The organism is Paenibacillus sp. 11B (assembly GCF_030487755.1).
Classification (GTDB): Bacteria; Bacillota; Bacilli; order Paenibacillales; family Paenibacillaceae; genus Paenibacillus; species Paenibacillus vandeheii.
Genome location: NZ_JAUKNS010000001.1, coordinates 1 through 19883 on the forward strand (window position 1 = coordinate 1; position 19883 = coordinate 19883).

Here is a 19883-nt window from a genome sequence, read left to right on the forward strand (position 1 = left end):
CCAATCCTTGCGCCCGATCCACAATCCAAGCAGAAAGAAGCCAAACCACGGAAAAAAGGGGTGAAACCCGTTAAACAGCAGATTTCGTACAAATCCGGACCATGTCCAGAGCCCAACATACTCATGATAATTTTCTGACCAACCGTAACTGTAGTCAAGATATATCAATTGAATTTCCGTTGTTATCAGAATTAGTATCATCCATGTGAAAATCGTTTTGTCTGATAATCGGAGTAACAAGGCCGATAGCGCAATGAACAGTGCATAATAGTGAAGAATGTCAGCGCTCCAGCCCATGACTAGCAACCCGATCCCGGCCAAGAACAGAAATGCAGCCCTGCGAAATAGCGTACTTCGGATTGCCTTCAACTGTTTCACTTCTCCAGAAGCTCTCGCACGGGCCGCCATGAGGGACACACCCACGCCTGCAAGAATGACGAACAGCGCGGAAGCTCTACCCTCGAAAAGTTCTGTTGCAAACCTCAACCATTGAGGTTCTCCATTTTGAGCCTCCATAGCTAATTTATAATTGACTATCATCATACCTATAATGGCCATCGCTCTAGCCAGGTCCAGGCCGATGATTCTTCCATACGGTACCTTGACTTGCATGTCTTTCCCCCCCCGGCAACCTGGATGTTATCCGATTTTATGGCTGCAACGCATTCGTTAGATGATTGGATTGCAGGAAATGAGTAATTTCCTCCATGTATCCCTTGACTGTAATATCCCTCGGCGCAAACAGGCTAATCAACAAAGCACGCGTGGGCGAATCGGCTGTCGCAGTAGAGAGCATGGAATGCTCTGTAGCCTTTAACATTCTGACATGTAACAGATCAGATGGAGATATGTGTTCCTTGTATACTTCTTCTGTTTCCTTTATATCCACATGAATATCATGATCTCCAAGCATGAGCAGGACTGGCGAATTAAAATTGTAAATATCGTTGGTAGCATCGGCAAGATAATTCTTGCTCACGAAGTTCCACCGATCTTTGGACATGACATTGTCAGGGCCCGCAGCACTCACATATTCAGCATAGGAAGCGCCTGCCTTTAGCAAATCCTTAATACGGTTATCTGCATTCACCTGCTCCTCAATCTCAAGCGAGGATCGACCTTCTTTTGTCATTTGACTACGCGTGTTGTATTCCCCCTGTGTCAGCCAATTGATTGCTGGAGAGACGAGAATACTAAAGGCTAACTGTTCTTTGCCCGCCAGTTTGGGAATAACCCATCCTGCCTGGCTCGCGCCCCATACGCCGATGCGATTCGCGTCGATTTCTGGCTGCTGCCTCGCCCAGGCCAACACCTGTTGTGCTTCCTCCACTCGATCTTCCATAGTCTGGTCCAGCCAGTTACCTTCTGATCCGCTAATTCCGCGTTTGTCCATCGACAATGAAGCATAGCCCAGCGAAGCAAGTCGTTCCCAAAGCGGTTTATATCCATCATCGTGCGTTGCATCAATTGCACCATCTCCATGAATAAACAACACCAAACCAAGCTTGCTGCTATAGTGCTCAGGTAATATTAGCACTCCCGTCAGCTTGCCTTGTGGCGTGCTAATTTCTACGGCTTGTTCGATCATGTCAAAACTGTTCTGTTTTAAAATATATGCACCCGTTCCTCCAAAGAACAGCAGGATGATTAAGAGTGGAATCCCCCATTTTTTCTTCATTTTTATCGACATTCCTTTCCCGTTTTCATTCTATATTTCGCGAATCATATAAATTCGTTCCATATGAATCGTTGGCTGGATGCTCACTGATTCTCCCCCTTTTCCGTAGCGTCACTTTCAACTGAATCAATACGAGCAAGCAGTTCGTAATGTATGCTTTCTTGTGTAAACAGCGACAAGTATGACTTCTCCACAAGAATTTGGGGTACCGTCAAATTCAGTTTATGGCAATCCGCAAAGGCTTGGAATTGAGCGGTATGTTGCTCAAGCCCTTCTTCCCCCTGGATCGAGAAACGGTATGATAAATACTCGCCAGCTCGCAACACAATGTCTCCTGGAGTGTCTTGCATTTGGGTGCACAACATCACACGAGATCCGCCTTCGTATATGTAATGAATGTCGGTTTCGAACAGTGTTGGCAACTTATCCTGCTGCTCGGTCAACATGCGAGCATTTAGCTCGGTCTCAATGTCCGTTTCGAACCATGAAGACAGAGCGAACGAATCACGTTGAATCACCTGAAAGGAAGGTGTCTTCTGTCCATATCGCTCGTTCTCGTCCAGCACCTTCCCGATCAAATCGCTTAATTTTCGAAGCTTGTGCATCTCCTCCTCGATCTTGGAAACCGACTGTTCGAGCAATTCTTTCATGTCATCCGGCGTCCCTTGGTCACTCCAATCCCGAATAGCTTGTACAGACAAGCCCGCCTTTCGAAGCAACAAAATATGTGAAAGCCGATAAATCTCATGAATGCCATACATCCGATATTGATTTTCGTCCATGTAGGACGGATACAATATGCCTTTTTCCTCGAAATAGCGAATTTGATGCACGGATACACCCATGAGTTTAGCGAACTCGCTAATGGTAATTTCCGGTTTCAACTGTTTTCTCCCCCATCTCCTTGAATATGAGTTAAGCATACACCTTAGGTCAGACCTAAGGTCAAGTCATGAAAAATAAAAAAAGAATTTGAATCGCTTCTCTCGAAGTATATGCTTGTCTAACTTCCAACAAAAACGTGTATCTATATATTAAAAAAAGCCACAAAATTAGCGCGGCTGATATCACCTACGTTTGTTACCAACTACACACAATAAAAAATAACCCGTTGATTTAGCTCAACGGGTTTTAAAAACTCAATTTGTTTACATATTTATCAACTGATCTTTGAAGCTGTATATTCTCTTTATCTGGGGCGCTCATAATAAAAATTGCGATCTTCTGAGATGTAAAAGAAACCATGGATTGAACATCTTCTTTGATACGTTCATCCTGATACGGACAATTCCATCTATATACACATTTGACCAGGACTGTCCTATTATACTTAAAAATTTCTCGAAGCTTCCAGTAAGCGATTCGACAAATCATTTAGACTGGCTAATGTCTCTTCAATTTCCTTGAATTCCACGGACTGACGCAGCACCGTCGCGTCGACCGCGGAGGTCTTGGAGAGAATCGTCTCTACCTTCTCCCTCATACGGCCGATACGCTCTTCGGCTTGCTGTACCGCATTCACACTATCGCCGGCCAGCTTACGCACTTCGTTGGCTACAACCTGGAACGTTCTACCTGCGCTGCCTGCACGTGTCGCTTCAATACCAGCATTAAGTCCAATGATGTTCGTCTGCGTGGCGATCCTTTTTACTACATCGGTAATCTTCGTTGTCTCCAGAACTTCTTTCTTCGTTTGATCCGCTGACTTGCTCATCGATTCCTGTGCTTCCCGAAGCTCTTTGGACGTTTGCAGCAAATTGCTTATACTTGCCGTAATTTGTGTATTGGCCGAAACGAGCAGTTCTGCCAAGTCAGACAGCTTGGACTGCCTGGCCAAGCTAACTCCGAACGCAATCGCGCCGACCACCTCATCGTTCTCATTGATTACAGGAATGGCAATTGTGCGCGATGGGATGCCAAACACTTCTTTCGGAATAGACTTGATGGCCATTTGTCTGGTTGTCATCGCAATTTCAATACCTTGACCTTTGGAGATTAGTGAACCAGGTTTTACATCCAATGGATTGCTGCGGTCTGGCGAATAAAATATTAATTTCTCTTTGTCAGAGATAGCTAGCGCAATATCTTCTTTCTGGCAAAGCTGGGCAAAAAACGGCGCAGCTTTGAAAATACTCTCCAATAATTCAGAGCGACTTGCTGTGAGTTCCAATTAAACCTCTCCTCTATACGCATAATAACTCCACTTTATGTACTCAAATTATATTGTACCTTTAAAATGTTATTTCATTGTTAAGCGTATTTCGTATACTTTACATACATATCGTTGCTCCGAGGGCCAATACATAAGACACGACGATCAAAATCGTTTACGGATGGATGATCTTGGTACCTGTATTTTCTTCACGAAGTTGGTACTGATATTTCCCTCTTGGCAAGAGCTATCAAGAAATCAATGCAGTAAAAAGACACTGATATTTTATTCATCAGTGTCTTTTTATTGATACTTTTCCACAAACATCATGTTTCATCGTTGACTCAAACTAATTCACTTTAGCCCTTTTCACTCTAACTAATTTAAAGCAACTTAATGATCTCTTCTAGTTCATCCACTAATACTTTTGCAAATTCAAAATTAGTATCTTTCAAAGCCAATTCTATTTTCATTTCAACTGATTTTTTCTTTTGTTCCGTTTCTAAATAGTCTCTATTAAAGTGACTCGCATAAATCCTCTCTCTAAATTCTTCCATACTCATTTTTCTAATCGTTTTATCCTCAATGATTAAAACATAATCCATACCATTTACAACAGAATAGAAATCATGAGAAATCATGAGAATCGCACCTTTATAGTCCTCAATGGCTTTCTCCAGTGCTATTTGTGTATAGGTGTCTAAATGGCTTGTCGGTTCATCAAGAAGCAATACGTTTGCTTTGCTGGCAGAAATTTTAGCCAATTGAAGCAGGTTTTTTTCTCCACCAGATAAAGATTCTATCTTTTGATCAAGGATTTCTCCTTCAAAGCCATAGTTTGAAAGATACGATCTAATCTCATCATACGTTTTAAACCCGGCATCGATGAACTCATTTAGTATCGTATTGGAATCCTCTAGCGTTTCGCCTTGAAGCTGAGACAAATAAGCCACTTTAACATCAGCATTGATTTCAATGGAATCATGATTATTTTTAAAGATTTCCCGAAGCAAAGTCGTTTTACCGGTACCGTTTGGGCCGATAATAGCTACTTTATCTGTAGATTTGATCTCAAAGTTAACATTTTCTAAAAGCAGCTCATCAAAGGAAACACTATAATCATGGACATTTACTATAACGGTGTCTTCCATTTCATGATCGATACCAAACGTAATATCCGGCTGCTTAATATCAACAAATGGCGCTTTGATTCTACGTGCTTCCAATCTTTCTTGAAACCTAACTCTGGCTTTTAACGCTCTGCCTCTGGAGGCTTCCGAATTATACGTGGCGATCTCTCTAAGATTGTCGATGATGTGATCGTATCTCTCAATTTCTTCAGCTTCAGCAACCGCGATTTCTTGCAGCTCGATCTTAGTCTGAAGCAGCGAGAAGTTATAATCAATATATCGCCCATCAAACTCTTGGATCTCCGTGTTTTCAAGGTGTATAATTTTGTTGAAACAATGATTCAATAGATATCGGTTGTGCGTAACAACTAGCAGCATTCCCTTGTGGGAATTAATAAGTTTTTTAAGCGCATTTAGGTTTTCAAAGTCCAAAAATACATCGGGTTCGTCCATAATCATTAAGTCTGGACGATTAAGCATTTCCTTCATCACTTGAATAAGTTTGAATTCCCCACCACTCACGTCGGATATACTAAGATCTTTGAGCTTCATGAGGTTGGCCAAGTTTAGTTGCTTATTAATGGTGTTTTCGTAATTATCCCCATCCATCGAATCGAATGCGTCTAAAGCGAATTGAACCTTTTCCAGCAACGAATCCATATCTGATGTGGTTTCCATTTCAGCATAAATCGATGTAATTTCATCTTGTATCTTAATAAATTCTTCTCCGATATATTCAAAGACGGTCATTTCTTTCGTTTTGTCAACTTGCAAGAACTGACTCACATACCCTATTCTGCAATCTGGGTCTATCTCTAACTTGCCATCGAACAAATATCTTTCCGGATCCATCAGTATATCGATCAATGTACTTTTTCCACTGCCGCTTGTTCCTATAAAAGCGCAATGTTGTCCCTCTTCAAGCGTAAATGAGATGTCTTTATATAGTTCCTTTTGCGGAAATGAGAAGGATAAGTTATCAACTTTTATCATAGTGTTACCTTTCTTTATAACTAAAATGGTGACTATTATTGAATTTCTTGTCGAACACAGACTTTTAGAGTAACACTGTTTACCCCCAAGTACAATCCATTTCTAGCTCTTACCCTCCCTTCGAGATTCTAATACTTTTTTCGAATGGTGGCTTGTTGGACGATTTTCAGAATCAACCATTGCTTACGACAATGAAGATCCATCAAAAACGATGGAAGAAAAAGCCGCCTGGACGTTTATCCACTCCCATGAAAATACATCAAACAAAATCATGATGCTGTTCAAATCATTCCTGGAAATGCAGGGAAATGAACAAAAAAAGTGTATCCTGCCGCAATACGGAGGCTACACTTTTTATTTGTGTAACATGTTAACTGCTGTATTTATTTTCCAACATTTGTTCCACGTATTGTATGACTGTAGTGTTCGGTTTTGTATACTCATACGCGGTTTAATTTTTAACTGAATTCCAAGCAAGTTATAAAATCATTAGTAGTTTTATATCGTTGTTCTCGATCCTTACTAACTGCTCGTAAAGCGACCTCGTAAAGTGATCTGTTTGCTTCCCATTTTGAAAACGAATGATCGATTTCACCACCAATTAATCCAAAAGCGATAGCTCCCATCGTGAAAACATTCGTTCTTGCATCAATAGGTGCACCTAATATAAACTCTTTCGGAGATTTCGAACGTCTTGCTCCCCAAAAGTTCTCCCTCGTGTCATTTACGGAAGGTGCCAACCTGTAGAAGTCGATGTCACAGATCATGGTTAAATCCTTTGAAAAATCATAGAGAATACTACTATCATAAAAATCAACCGCAACGTAGCCTTTGGCCTCCACTTATTTGTGGAACTCATATATGGCATCAAGTGACTGCAACCTTTTCTCTATGGATAACTGTTTGAATCTGTAGAAAGGCGATTCAGGATGACTATGTTTGGTTAAACGGCAAAAAACTAATGTGAATGCAGGCATGCGCCATTAAATCATTCATATATAGCAGCATACCCATCTTTCGTTTCAAAATGATCGATAAGACTAATGAGATATGGATGTTCTAAGGTCTTGTACAACGGCACGGCAACCATTAACCTAGAAATTGCATCTCTAGGGCTTCCGGAAAACGGTACCATACATTGTCAATCTTGAACTTAATCGGCTGTTGATTCATATAATCGTCCCCCTCAACTTTGGGGATTCACGTAGTTTCCAGGGCTATTTATACGTAATCCCCTGATTTTTATTTGCCCTATTATCGATTAAATATCTTCTCATAAGACATCACTCCTCTCATTTCTAATTTTAGGGATAACACAATGTTCCTGTTCCTCGACACTAGTCTCCTATATAACTTCATATGAAGCTGCCGATCAGCGTCGACAGCTTCATGCTGGTCATTAATTTTAATCATTGTCTCTCGTTTGAGTTGTACCTGTTTCCTCTTCATAACCCCCAGGAATGTTGAAAAATCCAAGTTTATCCGGATTTCGGATAAGATAAATGTTGCGAATTGAATGTCCTTCATTATGGATCAGCGCTACAGTATCGACTTGCTCACCTAAACGGATAACGACTCCGATTTGACCGTTGATCTCGCTCATCTCTAAATGAATACCGCCCTCATGTTGGAATGATTTATGGAAAATACCAAAAAGGAATTTGGTAACAGCAACACGGTATGTGATCGGGCGAACAGCGGCAAGAACTTTTCCACCCCCATCGGAGATGAGCACGACATCGTCTGCTAGCATAGAAATAACCTGCTCTGTGTTGTTTTGCTCTAGCGCGGAAACAAACCTGCGAATCCACGTCTCTCTATGAGTATCGGCAACATCACGCTCCATCCCACTGATACCCATCTTTTCCCTAGCCCGACTAAAAATCTTCCTGCAGTTCACCTCGCTTTTACCGATGATCTCGGCTATACCCGCATACTCGATACCGAGAGCTTCCCGCAATACGAACACTGCCCTTTCTGCTGGAGAAAGCTTCTCTAGCAGTACCAAGACTGCATAGGATAGCAGCTCATCGCGGACTATGAAATTGAGCGGATCGTCCTCCGAAGTCAGGATGGGTTCAGGGAGCCACTCTCCGACATAGTGTTCCCTCCGCCGACGAGCCGATTTATACAGGTCCCGGCAGCGATTGACGACCATTTTACACAAATACGCCTTTGGCTCTTCGGTCAGACCAGCCGGGTTTACATCGCAAACTTTCATAAAAACGTCCTGTACGGCGTCTTCCGCATCGGACCATGTTCCTGTCATCTGATAAGCCAGTGTGAGCAATAACTTTTTATATTGTCTGTATAGCTCCTCCATCTTCACCACCTCCTATTCCGTCTCCATTCCTATTCAATTCTTTAACATACTAGCTGTATCCCAAGTATAATTTTTAATTTTCCAACTCAATCTACCTGTGATGACGAAATCGAGCCCCCATTTGTTCACCCAGGTTAAACCTTTGTCAGGACCTAGCCCGATGCTAAACGATTTAATATAGCTTTCATGAACCGGTGCTGGGTGTCCTTTGAGGTCTGCTAGCATAATTCTGGCAAGCCGAGCCGCTTGGGGAATTGCTTCCTTGCACGTCTTGCCATCGACATGCCCGTTAATCGGGTCCACGATTCTGGCGCAGTCACCGATACTGTATATACCGGGCATATTCGCTACCCTGTAACTGACGTCAACATGCACGTATCCTTCGGGCGTAACAGGCAAGCCGATCGTGGGCAACATGGGATTGGGCTGCAGCCCAAGTGTCCATATACACAGGCCTACTGGCTGCCTTTCGCCACTCGATAACCATAGAACCCCTTCTTTTTCCTTGATTACACGTTTATTATGCATGGTGTTTATTCCGATGTCTTGGAGGAGATGTTCCAGCTTCATTCCTACTTTAGCGGGACCGTCTAGAAATAGACGTTGGTGTGCATTGTACAGAGTAATTTTTACGGCTTGGGGGTCAAGTCCCAGCTGTTTAGCATCCTTGCGAGCGTTGTAAGCAAGCTCAGCTGCAGTCTCTATACCGCTGATACCAGCTCCTGCAATCGCAATTTGCATCAATCGCTCTCGTTCTCTTGGGTTATTTTCAGAAACTGCTTGCTTTAGATTAGCAAGCCACACACTTCGAATCTTTAGCGCATTTTCTATTGAGGTAAGTGCAATTCCACCATGTTCACGTTCCGGATGCCGGATTACGCTGCCCGCGGTCACCACGAGCATATCGTAGTTTATCTCATGTTCCATTCCGAAAGGATTCACATACAGCAGCTTCTTCTCTTCCGCATTGATGTTTGAGACGATTGCCTGCACCAATTCAACTCCGTCCGGAAACAGTTTAGTCAATGGGATTCGTATTTCTTCATTTGTAACGGCTGGTCTAAACATTAGTACTTTACGCAGATGGAAAGAGTTTTTGTCAATTATGACTAGTCGTAGCGGATACTTATTTACCTGATCCTTGAACAATTTCCGGATTTCCTTAACAGCATGAATTCCCGCATATCCGGCACCAATGACGACGCAAGTCCATGTTTTCATAGCATCTACTCCTTCTATAGTTTGCATATAGAACGAAATAGCGGCTTTTAATGTGACATGGGACCATAGAATGTTTTTGTCCGGAGACATCTACATCTAAATAACAAGCCGGCTTTGGGGGCGGCTGCCTTCAAAGGTCTTCAATGAGCTATCGTGTCCCGTTAGCGTAATAGGTCATCCAACCGTCTGGTAAACGAGGCCTATGGCTCCAGAATCAAATGTCTTGTTTTCGATAAGTTTAAGATTGATCTTCTCTTTGAGACCTTGGAATAACGGCAACCCGCTGCCGATCAGGACGGGAGAAATCGTAATTTTATACTCATCTATTAAATCAAGCTGCATAAGGTAGTGTGCGAACCTAGGACTGCCGAGGATGACCATATCCTTGCCTGGTTGCTTTTTGAGCTTCTTGATCTCTAACTCGACATCTTCTTTCACCAATCTGGAATTGTTCCATTCGACATTCTCCAGCGTCGTGGAAAAAACAATTTTGGTTGTCTTTTCAATCCACTCGGCGTGATTCAGTTCATGCTGCGAAGCTGATGGGTTCGAAGGCACAGATGGCCAGTAGCTGTACATCATCTGATAAGTTCCACGTCCCCAAATGACTGTGTCGGCAGTACTCAGAATTTCTTTCGCGTGTTTCTCCAAATCAGCATCGTAGGATACCCAACCAATGTCCATTTCACCGTTTGGCCCTTCTACAAAACCGTCAAGCGATGCGTGCAAAAATAGAACGAGTTTTCTCATTTTCAGTTCTCCTTTGCTCATAGGGATATATACATTAACTACATTATAGAACATTTCAGCTTGTGGTTTCTTATGAATAGCTAATCACAAATGGAGTATTCTACGAACCCAGAAAAAATCCTTACTTTATACTCTACAAAACTGCCCGTTAGCTTGTTCCCGACCAATAAAAAGACCTTGAAAGGCATTTAGCCATTCAAGGTCTCATCTTCCTCGGTTCCTGCATAATTCTCCAAACTTGAAGCCCAAGTTTTAAAGGAATCTAGTATCTCTTCTAAATTTGTTGCTCCCCCTGCACCGTGAAACACTCCATCTCTCACAATACAATAGAACCAATCTTCTTCATTTCTCTCTTCTTCAATTGACTCAAACAGTACATCTTCTAAATAAGTATCTGTCAAGTCGATTTCGACAGACCAACCGGGATTATCCACAGTATCAATTTTCACACCGTATGAATGCTCCCAATCACCATTACAGTTTTCAAGATACCAGTTCTGAAGCCATTTTAATGTGTTCATCATATCTACCTCTTTTTCGGAATTCCCTCAGATCTATAGACAAGCCAAACCACTTTTCCATAGCTAATCTATCCACAAATTTCTCCATCATTCATTAATAAAATATTGATTGATCATGATTGAAGATACTGTTACTCCATTATAACGAGAATACAATCCGCGACTGTATCCATTTATTGTGCTTGTTGCTCGTTTGTATAATACCTTTCATATTCTTTAGTCAGCATGTAACGCTCGACACCTTTGGAGGCATTCAACGCTTCCTTAGCGTGCTGGATAGCCTGATCGCGACAATTCAATTGGCGTTCTATTTCAGCAAGAAGTGCGGATCGCATCCATTGTCTTCTAATTGATTTCAGGTGCTCCCTTGCTTGTTCACTCTTCTCTTCCTCCAACAGTAAAAACGTCTCGTAATATGTACGGTAATCGGATCTGCGCATCTTGAGCACCGCTTGCCGAACGGCAGTTATGTCCTTGCAATAAACGCCGTAAGCTGCCTGATATATCGCTTGCCTCGATTTTTTTGTTGTCTGATTTCTAAGTTTCTCCATCGTTATCTCGACTTCATCATCCAGTCTGTTGGCAGTCACATAATAAATATAAATATAGGGTGTATGATGATTTTTACGCAAAAAAGCTTCCACACGGTCCATCCGGGTTTCCCAAGCCATGGGGTAGATAACGAGAATCGTAAACGCAATAAGTGTGGCGACAAGCACAGTGCCCACTATAAGAAAAACAGATTGTTCATTCCACAACATCACAAGCACAAATACAAATACAACGGAATAAAACGCAACATACCACTTGCTCATTCTCATCTTTCATTCCTTTCAGCATCTAAATCATGAAGTATCCATTATCACTCTGTCCATTACCCCGTAAGTGTATCAAGTTTGTCTCATTCTTTGTAATACAGATTCTAGGCTTAACGAAACCTTGATATAATGTTAACTTGCGTATGGGCTTCCCCATTCAATTGTAGCGAGGTGTTGATGTTTGAAAACCTAGCAGATTACTCTCTTGTTGTTGCTTCTATACCATACTGACTTAGTGAATGATAGATATAGAATTTATATTCTAGAGAGGAACCTTTTATGAGAAAGAAGATACTCGCATTAACGGCCGCCAGTTTTGCTTTGGCCATATCCATTGCTCCATTTCAAGCCCTGGCTGCAGGTTCGAAGTTTCAATCTGTTTCCCCCTCGTATACTTTTCCGGGAAGTGTTCTGTTTAACTCCTCCTTTGCTGATTTGAATGGCGACGGTAAAACAGATGCCGTCTATGGGGATATTTCTCAAAATCGCCTTATCATCTTATTAGGCAATGGAGACGGAACGTTCGGAGATACTCATGAATTAACAAATGGACTCAACAACCCGAGAGGGATCGTAGTGGAGGACTTTAATTTAGATGGTCATCCTGATCTGGCGGTAGTCAATTATGCTTCCGATACCGTCACTATCTTTAAAGGTCGTGGAGACGGAAGTTTCGAATCTCCCATATCGTACCCAACGGGCAACGGACCAGTGGGTCTAACTGTGGCGGATTTGAACGGTGATGGTCAAATGGATCTAGCGATCGCTGACAACGACTCAAATCAGATCAGACTCTTTTTCGGCAACGGAGAGGGAACCTTCCAAGCAGCTTCGACACTCATTTCATCCGGAACCCATCCTCAACATATCCTTTCTGCTGACTTTAATCTTGATGGCCGACCTGATCTGGCAGTAGCTAACAATGGCTCAGAGAATGTTAGTATTTTTCTTAATAGCGGAGATGGTACGTTTATAAGGAAGGACTATGGTCTGCCAGGAAGTATGCCGACCAAGCTGATATCCGGAGACTTTAATGGAGATGGTGTCATCGATCTCGCTGCTGCAGACAACGGTCTGGATGGGGTATTCGTTTTAATCGGCGTTGCAGGAGGCGACTTCTCCCCTCCCTCTATATATCCGTCCGGTAACGTACCGTTGGACATCACTGTTGGTGATTATGATGGAGATGGATCGCTTGACCTGGCCGTTTATAACCAGATGCCCTCCATGTCAACCTCTATTTTGAACGGTGCCGGTGATGGTACGTTTTTCACAAAGGAAGACTTCCCGTTTTATGGTTTTTTAAATTCAGGGGATTGGAACGGGGACGGCTTAGATGACATCGCATATGCCAGCACAAATACCATCCATTTCTTAAACAGTCGCGCAGAAGGCGAACTTGGCTTTGATAATCCGTCATACTCCGTGAACGAGCATAAAGGTGAAGTTACAGTCACGGTGAGTCGTAGCGGGAGTAGTTACGGTCAGACGAAAGTACGGCTCAGGACCGTTGAAGGCACAGCGATTGCTGGCATTGATTTTACTTCAGTGGATGATATGATCGAGTTTAATGCTGGGGAGATCTCCAAGTCTTATACGATCCAGATTTTAGATAATAACTCATATTCCGGAGATCGTTCTTTTTCAGTAACTCTCTCCAATCCGACAAATGAAGCAACGCTTGGCAATCAAACGATCGCAACGGTAACGATTAATGAAGATGAATCCCCACCTGATGTGACGGCTCCCCACGTTGATCCAACGAAATTTTCCGCTATAGATAACTACAGTGGCACACCGGATCAACTCGTTGGCTATGCAGGCGCAATCGACGAAGTTGGTGCAACCGTTCGGGCATATCCTTGGAAAAATTTGGACAACGACGATGTTGTCGATGAGAAGGAGCTGTCCCCCCCAATCATACTTGGGATGAGCAAAGCTGACGGTTCTGTGACTGCTACTGATATTGGCGATCTCTCTCCCGGTGATTACAAGTTCATCGTAACAGCAACAGATGATACTAACAATGAGTCGCCTCGTTCTGCTTCAGCTGCCGTGACGGTGACGCTAACTAATGGATTGGCACCGGATGTAACAATACCTGAATGGCCGGTGTATGCCAAGCTCACTGCTTCCAGTGTTACTAAAAACAGTGTAAGACTCCACTGGCCGCCTGTTTCAGATGATCGTGGTATTGACCATTATGAATTGACGCGAAATGGTGCTCCAATAGCAAAAGTTGGTGTTACAGAAGTGAACTATGAGGACAATGGGTTAACCGCTGACATGACCTATACCTACGCTATTTTCGCTGTAGACACTACCGGAAACAGAAGTCCAGCCTTGTCAGTAACCGTGAAAACCTTAGGCGAATCGATACCATCGACACCACCAACGCCATCTTCACCAGTCGCCACGTCGAAACCGACAATGCCTATCGTCTCGTTAATGGAAACCCGACTGAACAAGCTAGAGTTAGTCACAGGAACGAAAGCGCTCAGTCTGTCGCCAGTCTTCGATCCGAATGTTTTTGAGTACCAAGTCAAGACAACTGAGCCACAACTGAAGATAAATGCTGCAAGCTCTTCACCAAATGCTAGCATCTTTATCAAAGGTAAGGATGCAGAGGCAGACGGTAGTTTTTCTCTGAGATTAAATGAAGGCAAAAACAAAATCGAGCTTGTCGTGCAAGCTGAAAATGGATCAGTTTCTACGTACAGTCTATTCATTACTTACGAAGCTAAGACTTCTGACCTCAGCTTTAAGGACATAAAGGGACATTGGGCGAACAAAAATATTGAGCAAGCTATGGCTCTCGGCATCGTAAAGGGGGACCAGCACGGAAACTTTCATCCTGATCGTACGATTACGCGTGCTGAATGGACCGTGATGCTGATTCGGACTCTTTCTATTGGTAATGACATTCAAGTTTCTCCCCCTGAATATGATAGTTCTACCTTCGTTGACAGTGATAGCAACGCGTATTGGGCCAAGGAGTCAGTTGCTCAGGCTGTGGCTAGTGGCATCATTTCGGGATACAAAGATGGAACACTTCGGCTAACGAATCCCATTAGCCGCGCTGAGAGTGTCGTAATGCTCGGGCGGGCCATGAAATGGCAGACTGATTTGGATTTCGACTTGTCATACACTGACAATGCCAGCATCCCGAATTGGGCTAAACCGTATGCAGCCATAGCTCAGGAGAACCGTGTCATGACAGGAACGGACAACAACCGCTTTGCTCCAAAAGCACAGCTCACTCGTGCTGAAGCCGCCACGCTTCTCATCCGGCTTTCTGCACTTCTATAAACGCAAAAAGACGTCTTTGATCATCTTGAAGGATGATAAAGACGTCTTTTTATTGCAGCTGGATAGGTTAATATGTTATTCGCTCCTATATGCTATACTTTCACCTCGGCTTCCTTCTTGGTAAGACTGAACAAGCAACCGCTGCATGCTGTCCGGCGTCCCTTCATCGTTCCAATTTGATGCTACAGACCTTAAATGTTTTCCTTTATCCAAGAACGCAACTTATCAGCATAGAAAGAGCGTTCATCTGGATCGGACTGATAACCCTTTGACATATAAAGTTGATCATCCACATATCTGGGGTAAACATGGAGATGATAATGCCACACGTCTTGATTGCCAGCAGGTTCATTATGTTGCCGCGTAGAAATCCCATCACATCCATATGTATTTTTCATTGCAAATGCTGTAAGCTGAGCCGCGCGGTGAATTTCAACAGCGTAATCCGCAGGAAGTTCAAAGATGTTCTCGAAATGTTGATTGGAAACAACAAGAACATGTCCTTTATTGTTTCGCCACCATTTGCTTGCTATAAATGCCGTTACCTTTTCATTCTGATAGATGATATCCTTTTGTTTTGTTCCCTGGTTAGGTCGCTCGATACCCCAAATACGACAAAATGGACATTCGTATCCTTCTGGCTTATGTGAAAACGATGCAGTCATCTTACTCATTCAACTCCTTTCATATTTTTCCAACCAGCTATTAGACGCAGGCAACTTCTGATCGTTGCGTTATTTTGCCCGTTAGCTTAATGAATTTACGGACAAAGATCGATTAGATAGATGACTAATCGATAACCGGAACATATTCTTGTCCTGGGCTTGGGACAAGAATATGTTCCGATAAAACAAAGAAGCCGCTATATTAACGACCTCCAATGGGAATATGCTCTTGTCCCTCGACACGAGTCGGCGTATCTTTTTGTGCACGTCCACCGACCATCACTACTTTTTATTAAGTTCAACATGCTTTATGGGCTGGGCTATTTTTTATATCTGTCCTACAGCTCCTCCTTAAAGAGATGTCACTTTTAATTATCTATTCCGCCGGGCTGTCCGTTCGATGCCATCAACAATCGTTTGGAACAGTAGCGGTGGCAGATCATGTCCCATGCCTTCAAGCAACATGAACTCTGCACCCGAGATGGCTTGCACCGTATCTTTGCCACATTCGGGGACAAACATCGGGTCGTCCGCTCCATGAATGATTAAGGCTGGAACGTCTACTTTTGCGAGATGCGGACGACGGTCGCCAGAAACGGCAATTGCTGCGATTTGTCGCCCAACGCTGCCCGGGTCATAAGCTCGCTGGACTTCCTCACGAATAAGTGAACGATACTCGTTCTCTTCAAACGGATAGCCGGTGCCGGCAATACGTTTGGCAAAAGCCAGGCTGTGTGCCAAATATCCTGCCTCATCCTCCATCGGATTCGGTGCAGGTCGAGTCATCAACGCCATGACTTCCGGAGATGTCGGGGGAAGCTCGGGATTTCCTGTTGTCGACATGATGGAAGTAAGGGATAGAACCCGTTCAGGGTATTTGCTGGCTGCAAGCTGGGCAATCATGCCGCCCATTGAGCGGCCAACGAAATGTGCCTTTTTGATCCCAAGGGCGTCGAGCAGTCCGACCGCATCGTTAGACATATCATCGAGTGTATATGGAATATCCGGGCGTTGTCCCGACATAAGTGTTTTGGCAAGTGCTTCGAAATCCAACGTAGCGTAATGGCTAAAGTGTGTGGATAGACCGGTATCACGATTGTCAAAGCGAATGACTCTAAATCCTCGCGTCGCCAACATCTCACAAAATGGAACTGTCCAACGAATCATCTGGGTTCCAAGCCCGGCAATTAGAAGAATGGCTTCGTCCGTTTCGTTACCATAGCTGTCATAGGCGAGATCAATACCGTTTACTTTCAAAATATTCATTTTTGTTTTCTCCTTCATTTAAATGACTTTAGAATGCATTCTCGGCTAATGTTTTGATATGGTCTCTGATATCTGGTGTCCAATCGTCAATCAATTGGTAAAAACGATCCTGATTCCCAGCATACAGTGCTCTCAAGGCCTCTTCGTGCTGAGGGAAATCGCCAGCCATTGCCGTCATAAAGCGATAACTTGCTTCTTGTGCCGCGCGAATCTTACTCTCATTTTCTCCAGAACGACGAGCTTCATCGACCAGTTTTCGCAAAGTTACAGAGGCTCCTCCGGGTTGAGATTTAAGCCAGTCCCAATGTCGTGGAAGCAGAGTAACCTCACCGGATACCACCCCCAACTTGGGACGACCGACCCGTCTTGTTGGTGGTTCACTTTCTTCCGCATCCGGTGCATGGCCAGTCTGATTGCTCAACCGTTGAAGTACCTCAGCTGTTTGTCCACGAAAATCAATATCAATTGGTTTTCCACTAAAATCGTCAAAGATAAGCAATTGGGCGAATTCCTTATCGTTCAGAGTCTCCTTTACGATAGCAACAACGTGCGGCAATGTCCCTTTGGCAATGTTCTTTCTCCCTACAAAGGCAGTACAACTTATTTGATTTGGTTCAGTCCGCATACTACTCCTCCTTATTTACAGCACTTTTTTAATTATTATACCCGGGTAAAAATAAAATATCAATATCACCCGGGTAAAATTATTTTATCTTGTAAATTCTTCACTCCACACTAGAGCATCATCTCTAGAAGACTCTATTTTGGCTTTACAGACATGCTTGTCTTTGCGATCCAGTTGATGTCCATTAACCAATGGTAATGTGACTCTGTTAGGTGATGTGCTTCATCCATGATTAAGATATTAAGATAACCCTTCTTAAATGAGATTTTTAAGCCTTATCTTTTAGAAGATTGACTATGAAATATTTCCTTATGCAAAAGTTCAACGATTCTTTCAATTTCAATTGAATTGGATGTTTCACGATAAAAAAATGCTGTCCATCAGCATATATGTATATATAAATCTAGGATTAGTCTTCATTTCCCTCTTCAATTTTACGATAAATAGTATGGGGCTATACGAATAACCATATTTTTTAACTACTTCCTAGGGGGAACAGAACGTGACACAGACTCGCAAAAATAAGATAGATTTAAGGTTCAAACTGTATTTGATCATTCTGGTTCCGCTACTGGCCATGGGTGGTCTAATCATTTGGACCACCATCAACTCCAGTGAAAATGCATCATTAATGACCATACAGTATAACAATCAGCAGCTGACAGTGAATACCGCCTCTCAACTAGGACAAGAATCGGAATTAATCAAGACATTATCCTCTACTGCTTCGGAGGAGAGCAACGAATACAAAAGTCTTAGAGACGAACTCGTTAAAGTTAGGCTTCAATCGGGAGCCTTATATGTTTATATGTATAACAAAACTTCGGACGGGTGGATTTACACCGTGGATGGGGCGGACTGGGACGATACGGAATATAGCCCTTATGGGACAGCAATGGAATTCAACCCCCAGACTCAGGAACGCTTGTTAAACGGTGAAGTCGTCACAACAGGCATTGTGGACGATCCAACCTGGGGACAACTATTGTCCTCCTTTACACCAATCAAGGATTCGCAAGGTACTGTTATTGGCTATCTGGGCATTGATATTTCTGCTAGTGCAGTGAATCAAGTCTCCGCGACATCCCTGAATAATGCTTATCGGACCATTATCCCGTTTTTTGTGATTGTACTGATTCTATCTTTGGTCATGATGCTATTCGTAGTAAGAGGCATTCTCAGACAAGTACGCGATATTAAGTCAAGCCTCGAACAGGTTGCTGATGGGAATCTCAAAGTCGTATCTACACATATGACAAATGATCAGCTCGGTGATATCAGTGATTTGATTAATGTCATGGTTTCCCAATTGACGAACATTTTGATGGGAATACAGCAAGGATCCAATACGTTGCAGCAGTCCTCGAAAAATATTGCGGAAACGGCTCAAACGAACCAGCGTCAGACCGAAGAACTTTCCAAAGCAATCGAAGAAATTGCTATAGGCTCCGTGAAACAGTCCGAAGAGACAGAACACTCCGTCCAGCACTCAGAGAATCTCGGAAAAATAATGGATGAAGTAGGTTCATATGTGCAACAGTTTACCCATACTTCAGAGCAGTTATCTGCCGTGCAAGTACAAGTTACACGTGAACATGAGATTCTGCTTGAAAAGAGCCGAGAGAATGCGAAGCGTGTTGAGCATCAGCAGGAAATTTCCAGTTCACTGACGACTCAATCGGAACTCGCTTCCTCCATCAGCGGACAAATTCACAACATTTTAAAACAAACTCAAATTCTATCGCTGAATGCTTCAATCGAGGCAGCTCGCGCTGGCGAAGCGGGTAGAGGCTTTGCGGTCGTTGCTGGTGAAATGGGACAGCTCGCTCAGCAATCCGAACGTTCGATCCAGGAGATTGATGAGATCCTGAGTTCATTTGTTCAAGAGATACATCGTATGGGAAGTCATTTTGATGCGAATATGGTTGCGGTCAAGGAACAAGAAGAACAGATCGCTGATTGCCTCCAGACGTTCAGACAGGTTAGCCGCTTATCGACCGAGGTGCAGGAGCTGGCTCAACGTTTGGAAAGCCGGACGGTGGATATGCACTCTATTCGTCAGGAAGTGGAGCAGCATTTGAGCTATATTGCTTCCGCAACCGAGGAAACTTCAGCCATGGCCGAAGAAGTCACGGCCAGTGCTGTGGAGCAGCAACGGTCGGCCAACGAACTGTCGAACATCTCCGGGCAGCTCGCCAGCCTTGCAGGGAACCTCAAATCATATTCCGATCAATTTCAGATCGAAGTCCCTAAATCAGATTCATAATAATGAAGACACTCGTACAGACCGGTATCGATATATACAAGGCGTGTTATCAGTAACGGAAATTTTTTGGACCATCCTTTTGCCGGATGGTCTTTTCTTTAATCTCGCTTTGCTCGACCAACGTTTCCCGTTAGCTTAAAGAAAAAATAACCAACTATTAGACGTG

16 protein-coding genes are annotated in these 19883 nt (G+C 43.3%); 2 read left to right on the forward strand and 14 right to left on the reverse strand.

Going from position 1 to position 19883, the window contains the following annotated elements; all coding sequences use genetic code 11:
* From Q0V21_RS00005 to Q0V21_RS00055, 11 genes are all read right to left on the reverse strand, one after another.
* A partial coding sequence (locus tag Q0V21_RS00005; protein WP_301876981.1) for a heparan-alpha-glucosaminide N-acetyltransferase domain-containing protein occupies positions 1-612 on the reverse strand: 612 nt, incomplete at its 3' end.
* 37 nt (positions 613-649) lie between these two features.
* On the reverse strand, positions 650-1678 hold the full coding sequence (locus tag Q0V21_RS00010) for an alpha/beta hydrolase family protein (RefSeq protein WP_079345320.1): 1029 nt from the start codon (positions 1676-1678) through the stop codon (positions 650-652).
* Between the two features lie 83 nt (positions 1679-1761).
* A complete protein-coding gene (locus Q0V21_RS00015) occupies positions 1762-2562 on the reverse strand; it encodes a helix-turn-helix domain-containing protein (protein ID WP_179132637.1) in 801 nt (266 codons plus the stop codon).
* 446 nt (positions 2563-3008) lie between these two features.
* Positions 3009-3848, reverse strand: coding sequence for a methyl-accepting chemotaxis protein (locus Q0V21_RS00020; protein WP_079345316.1), 840 nt, complete (start codon positions 3846-3848; stop codon positions 3009-3011).
* Between the two features lie 365 nt (positions 3849-4213).
* A complete protein-coding gene (locus Q0V21_RS00025; RefSeq protein ID WP_079345314.1) occupies positions 4214-5953 on the reverse strand; it encodes an ABC-F family ATP-binding cassette domain-containing protein in 1740 nt (579 codons plus the stop codon).
* A gap of 458 nt (positions 5954-6411) precedes the next feature.
* Positions 6412-6795 (reverse strand): hypothetical protein, encoded by a 384-nt coding sequence (locus Q0V21_RS00030; RefSeq protein ID WP_079345312.1) that lies wholly within the window; start codon positions 6793-6795, stop codon positions 6412-6414.
* A 563-nt stretch (positions 6796-7358) separates the two neighbouring features.
* Positions 7359-8276 (reverse strand): RNA polymerase sigma factor SigJ, encoded by a 918-nt coding sequence (sigJ, locus tag Q0V21_RS00035; protein WP_301876984.1) that lies wholly within the window; start codon positions 8274-8276, stop codon positions 7359-7361.
* A 33-nt stretch (positions 8277-8309) separates the two neighbouring features.
* Positions 8310-9497 carry an NAD(P)/FAD-dependent oxidoreductase gene (locus Q0V21_RS00040; RefSeq protein ID WP_301876986.1) on the reverse strand — a complete coding sequence of 396 codons (1188 nt, stop codon included), beginning with the start codon at positions 9495-9497 and terminating at the stop codon, positions 8310-8312.
* 174 nt (positions 9498-9671) lie between these two features.
* Positions 9672-10247: a dihydrofolate reductase family protein gene (locus Q0V21_RS00045; protein ID WP_079345306.1), complete on the reverse strand. Its 576-nt coding sequence runs from the start codon at positions 10245-10247 to the stop codon at positions 9672-9674.
* Positions 10248-10435: 188 nt separating this feature from the next.
* A complete protein-coding gene (locus Q0V21_RS00050) occupies positions 10436-10771 on the reverse strand; it encodes an immunity 53 family protein (protein ID WP_301876989.1) in 336 nt (111 codons plus the stop codon).
* A gap of 170 nt (positions 10772-10941) precedes the next feature.
* Positions 10942-11583 carry a hypothetical protein gene (locus Q0V21_RS00055; RefSeq protein ID WP_301876990.1) on the reverse strand — a complete coding sequence of 214 codons (642 nt, stop codon included), beginning with the start codon at positions 11581-11583 and terminating at the stop codon, positions 10942-10944.
* A 282-nt stretch (positions 11584-11865) separates the two neighbouring features.
* Between Q0V21_RS00055 and Q0V21_RS00060 the strand changes: the two genes are divergently transcribed.
* Positions 11866-14895, forward strand: a complete 3030-nt coding sequence (locus Q0V21_RS00060) for an FG-GAP-like repeat-containing protein (protein ID WP_301876991.1) — start codon at positions 11866-11868, stop codon at positions 14893-14895.
* A gap of 191 nt (positions 14896-15086) precedes the next feature.
* Here Q0V21_RS00060 and Q0V21_RS00065 read toward each other — a convergent pair whose 3' ends face one another.
* From Q0V21_RS00065 to Q0V21_RS00075, 3 genes are all read right to left on the reverse strand, one after another.
* Positions 15087-15560, reverse strand: coding sequence for an HIT family protein (locus tag Q0V21_RS00065; RefSeq protein ID WP_301876993.1), 474 nt, complete (start codon positions 15558-15560; stop codon positions 15087-15089).
* A gap of 372 nt (positions 15561-15932) precedes the next feature.
* Positions 15933-16826: an alpha/beta fold hydrolase gene (locus Q0V21_RS00070; RefSeq protein WP_301876994.1), complete on the reverse strand. Its 894-nt coding sequence runs from the start codon at positions 16824-16826 to the stop codon at positions 15933-15935.
* Between the two features lie 28 nt (positions 16827-16854).
* Entirely contained in the window at positions 16855-17451 is a 597-nt protein-coding gene (locus Q0V21_RS00075) for a DUF2239 family protein (protein WP_079345296.1), read from the reverse strand.
* A 502-nt stretch (positions 17452-17953) separates the two neighbouring features.
* Here Q0V21_RS00075 and Q0V21_RS00080 point away from each other — a divergent pair.
* Positions 17954-19717: a methyl-accepting chemotaxis protein gene (locus Q0V21_RS00080; protein WP_301876995.1), complete on the forward strand. Its 1764-nt coding sequence runs from the start codon at positions 17954-17956 to the stop codon at positions 19715-19717.
* The last annotated feature ends 166 nt before the right edge of the window (positions 19718-19883 follow it).

Bases quoted from the DNA above. Each gene is read 5' to 3' on its own strand.
- sigJ (WP_301876984.1), bottom strand. From the start codon at position 8,276: ATGGAGGAGCTATACAGACAATATAAAAAGTTATTGCTCACACTGGCT.
- Q0V21_RS00070 (WP_301876994.1), bottom strand. From the start codon at position 16,826: ATGAATATTTTGAAAGTAAACGGTATTGATCTCGCCTATGACAGCTAT.
- Q0V21_RS00075 (WP_079345296.1), bottom strand. From the start codon at position 17,451: ATGCGGACTGAACCAAATCAAATAAGTTGTACTGCCTTTGTAGGGAGA.
- Q0V21_RS00050 (WP_301876989.1), bottom strand. From the start codon at position 10,771: ATGATGAACACATTAAAATGGCTTCAGAACTGGTATCTTGAAAACTGT.
- Q0V21_RS00060 (WP_301876991.1), top strand. From the start codon at position 11,866: ATGAGAAAGAAGATACTCGCATTAACGGCCGCCAGTTTTGCTTTGGCC.
- Q0V21_RS00040 (WP_301876986.1), bottom strand. From the start codon at position 9,497: ATGAAAACATGGACTTGCGTCGTCATTGGTGCCGGATATGCGGGAATT.
- Q0V21_RS00065 (WP_301876993.1), bottom strand. From the start codon at position 15,560: ATGACTGCATCGTTTTCACATAAGCCAGAAGGATACGAATGTCCATTT.
- Q0V21_RS00045 (WP_079345306.1), bottom strand. From the start codon at position 10,247: ATGAGAAAACTCGTTCTATTTTTGCACGCATCGCTTGACGGTTTTGTA.
- Q0V21_RS00010 (WP_079345320.1), bottom strand. From the start codon at position 1,678: ATGAAGAAAAAATGGGGGATTCCACTCTTAATCATCCTGCTGTTCTTT.
- Q0V21_RS00055 (WP_301876990.1), bottom strand. From the start codon at position 11,583: ATGAGCAAGTGGTATGTTGCGTTTTATTCCGTTGTATTTGTATTTGTG.
- Q0V21_RS00025 (WP_079345314.1), bottom strand. From the start codon at position 5,953: ATGATAAAAGTTGATAACTTATCCTTCTCATTTCCGCAAAAGGAACTA.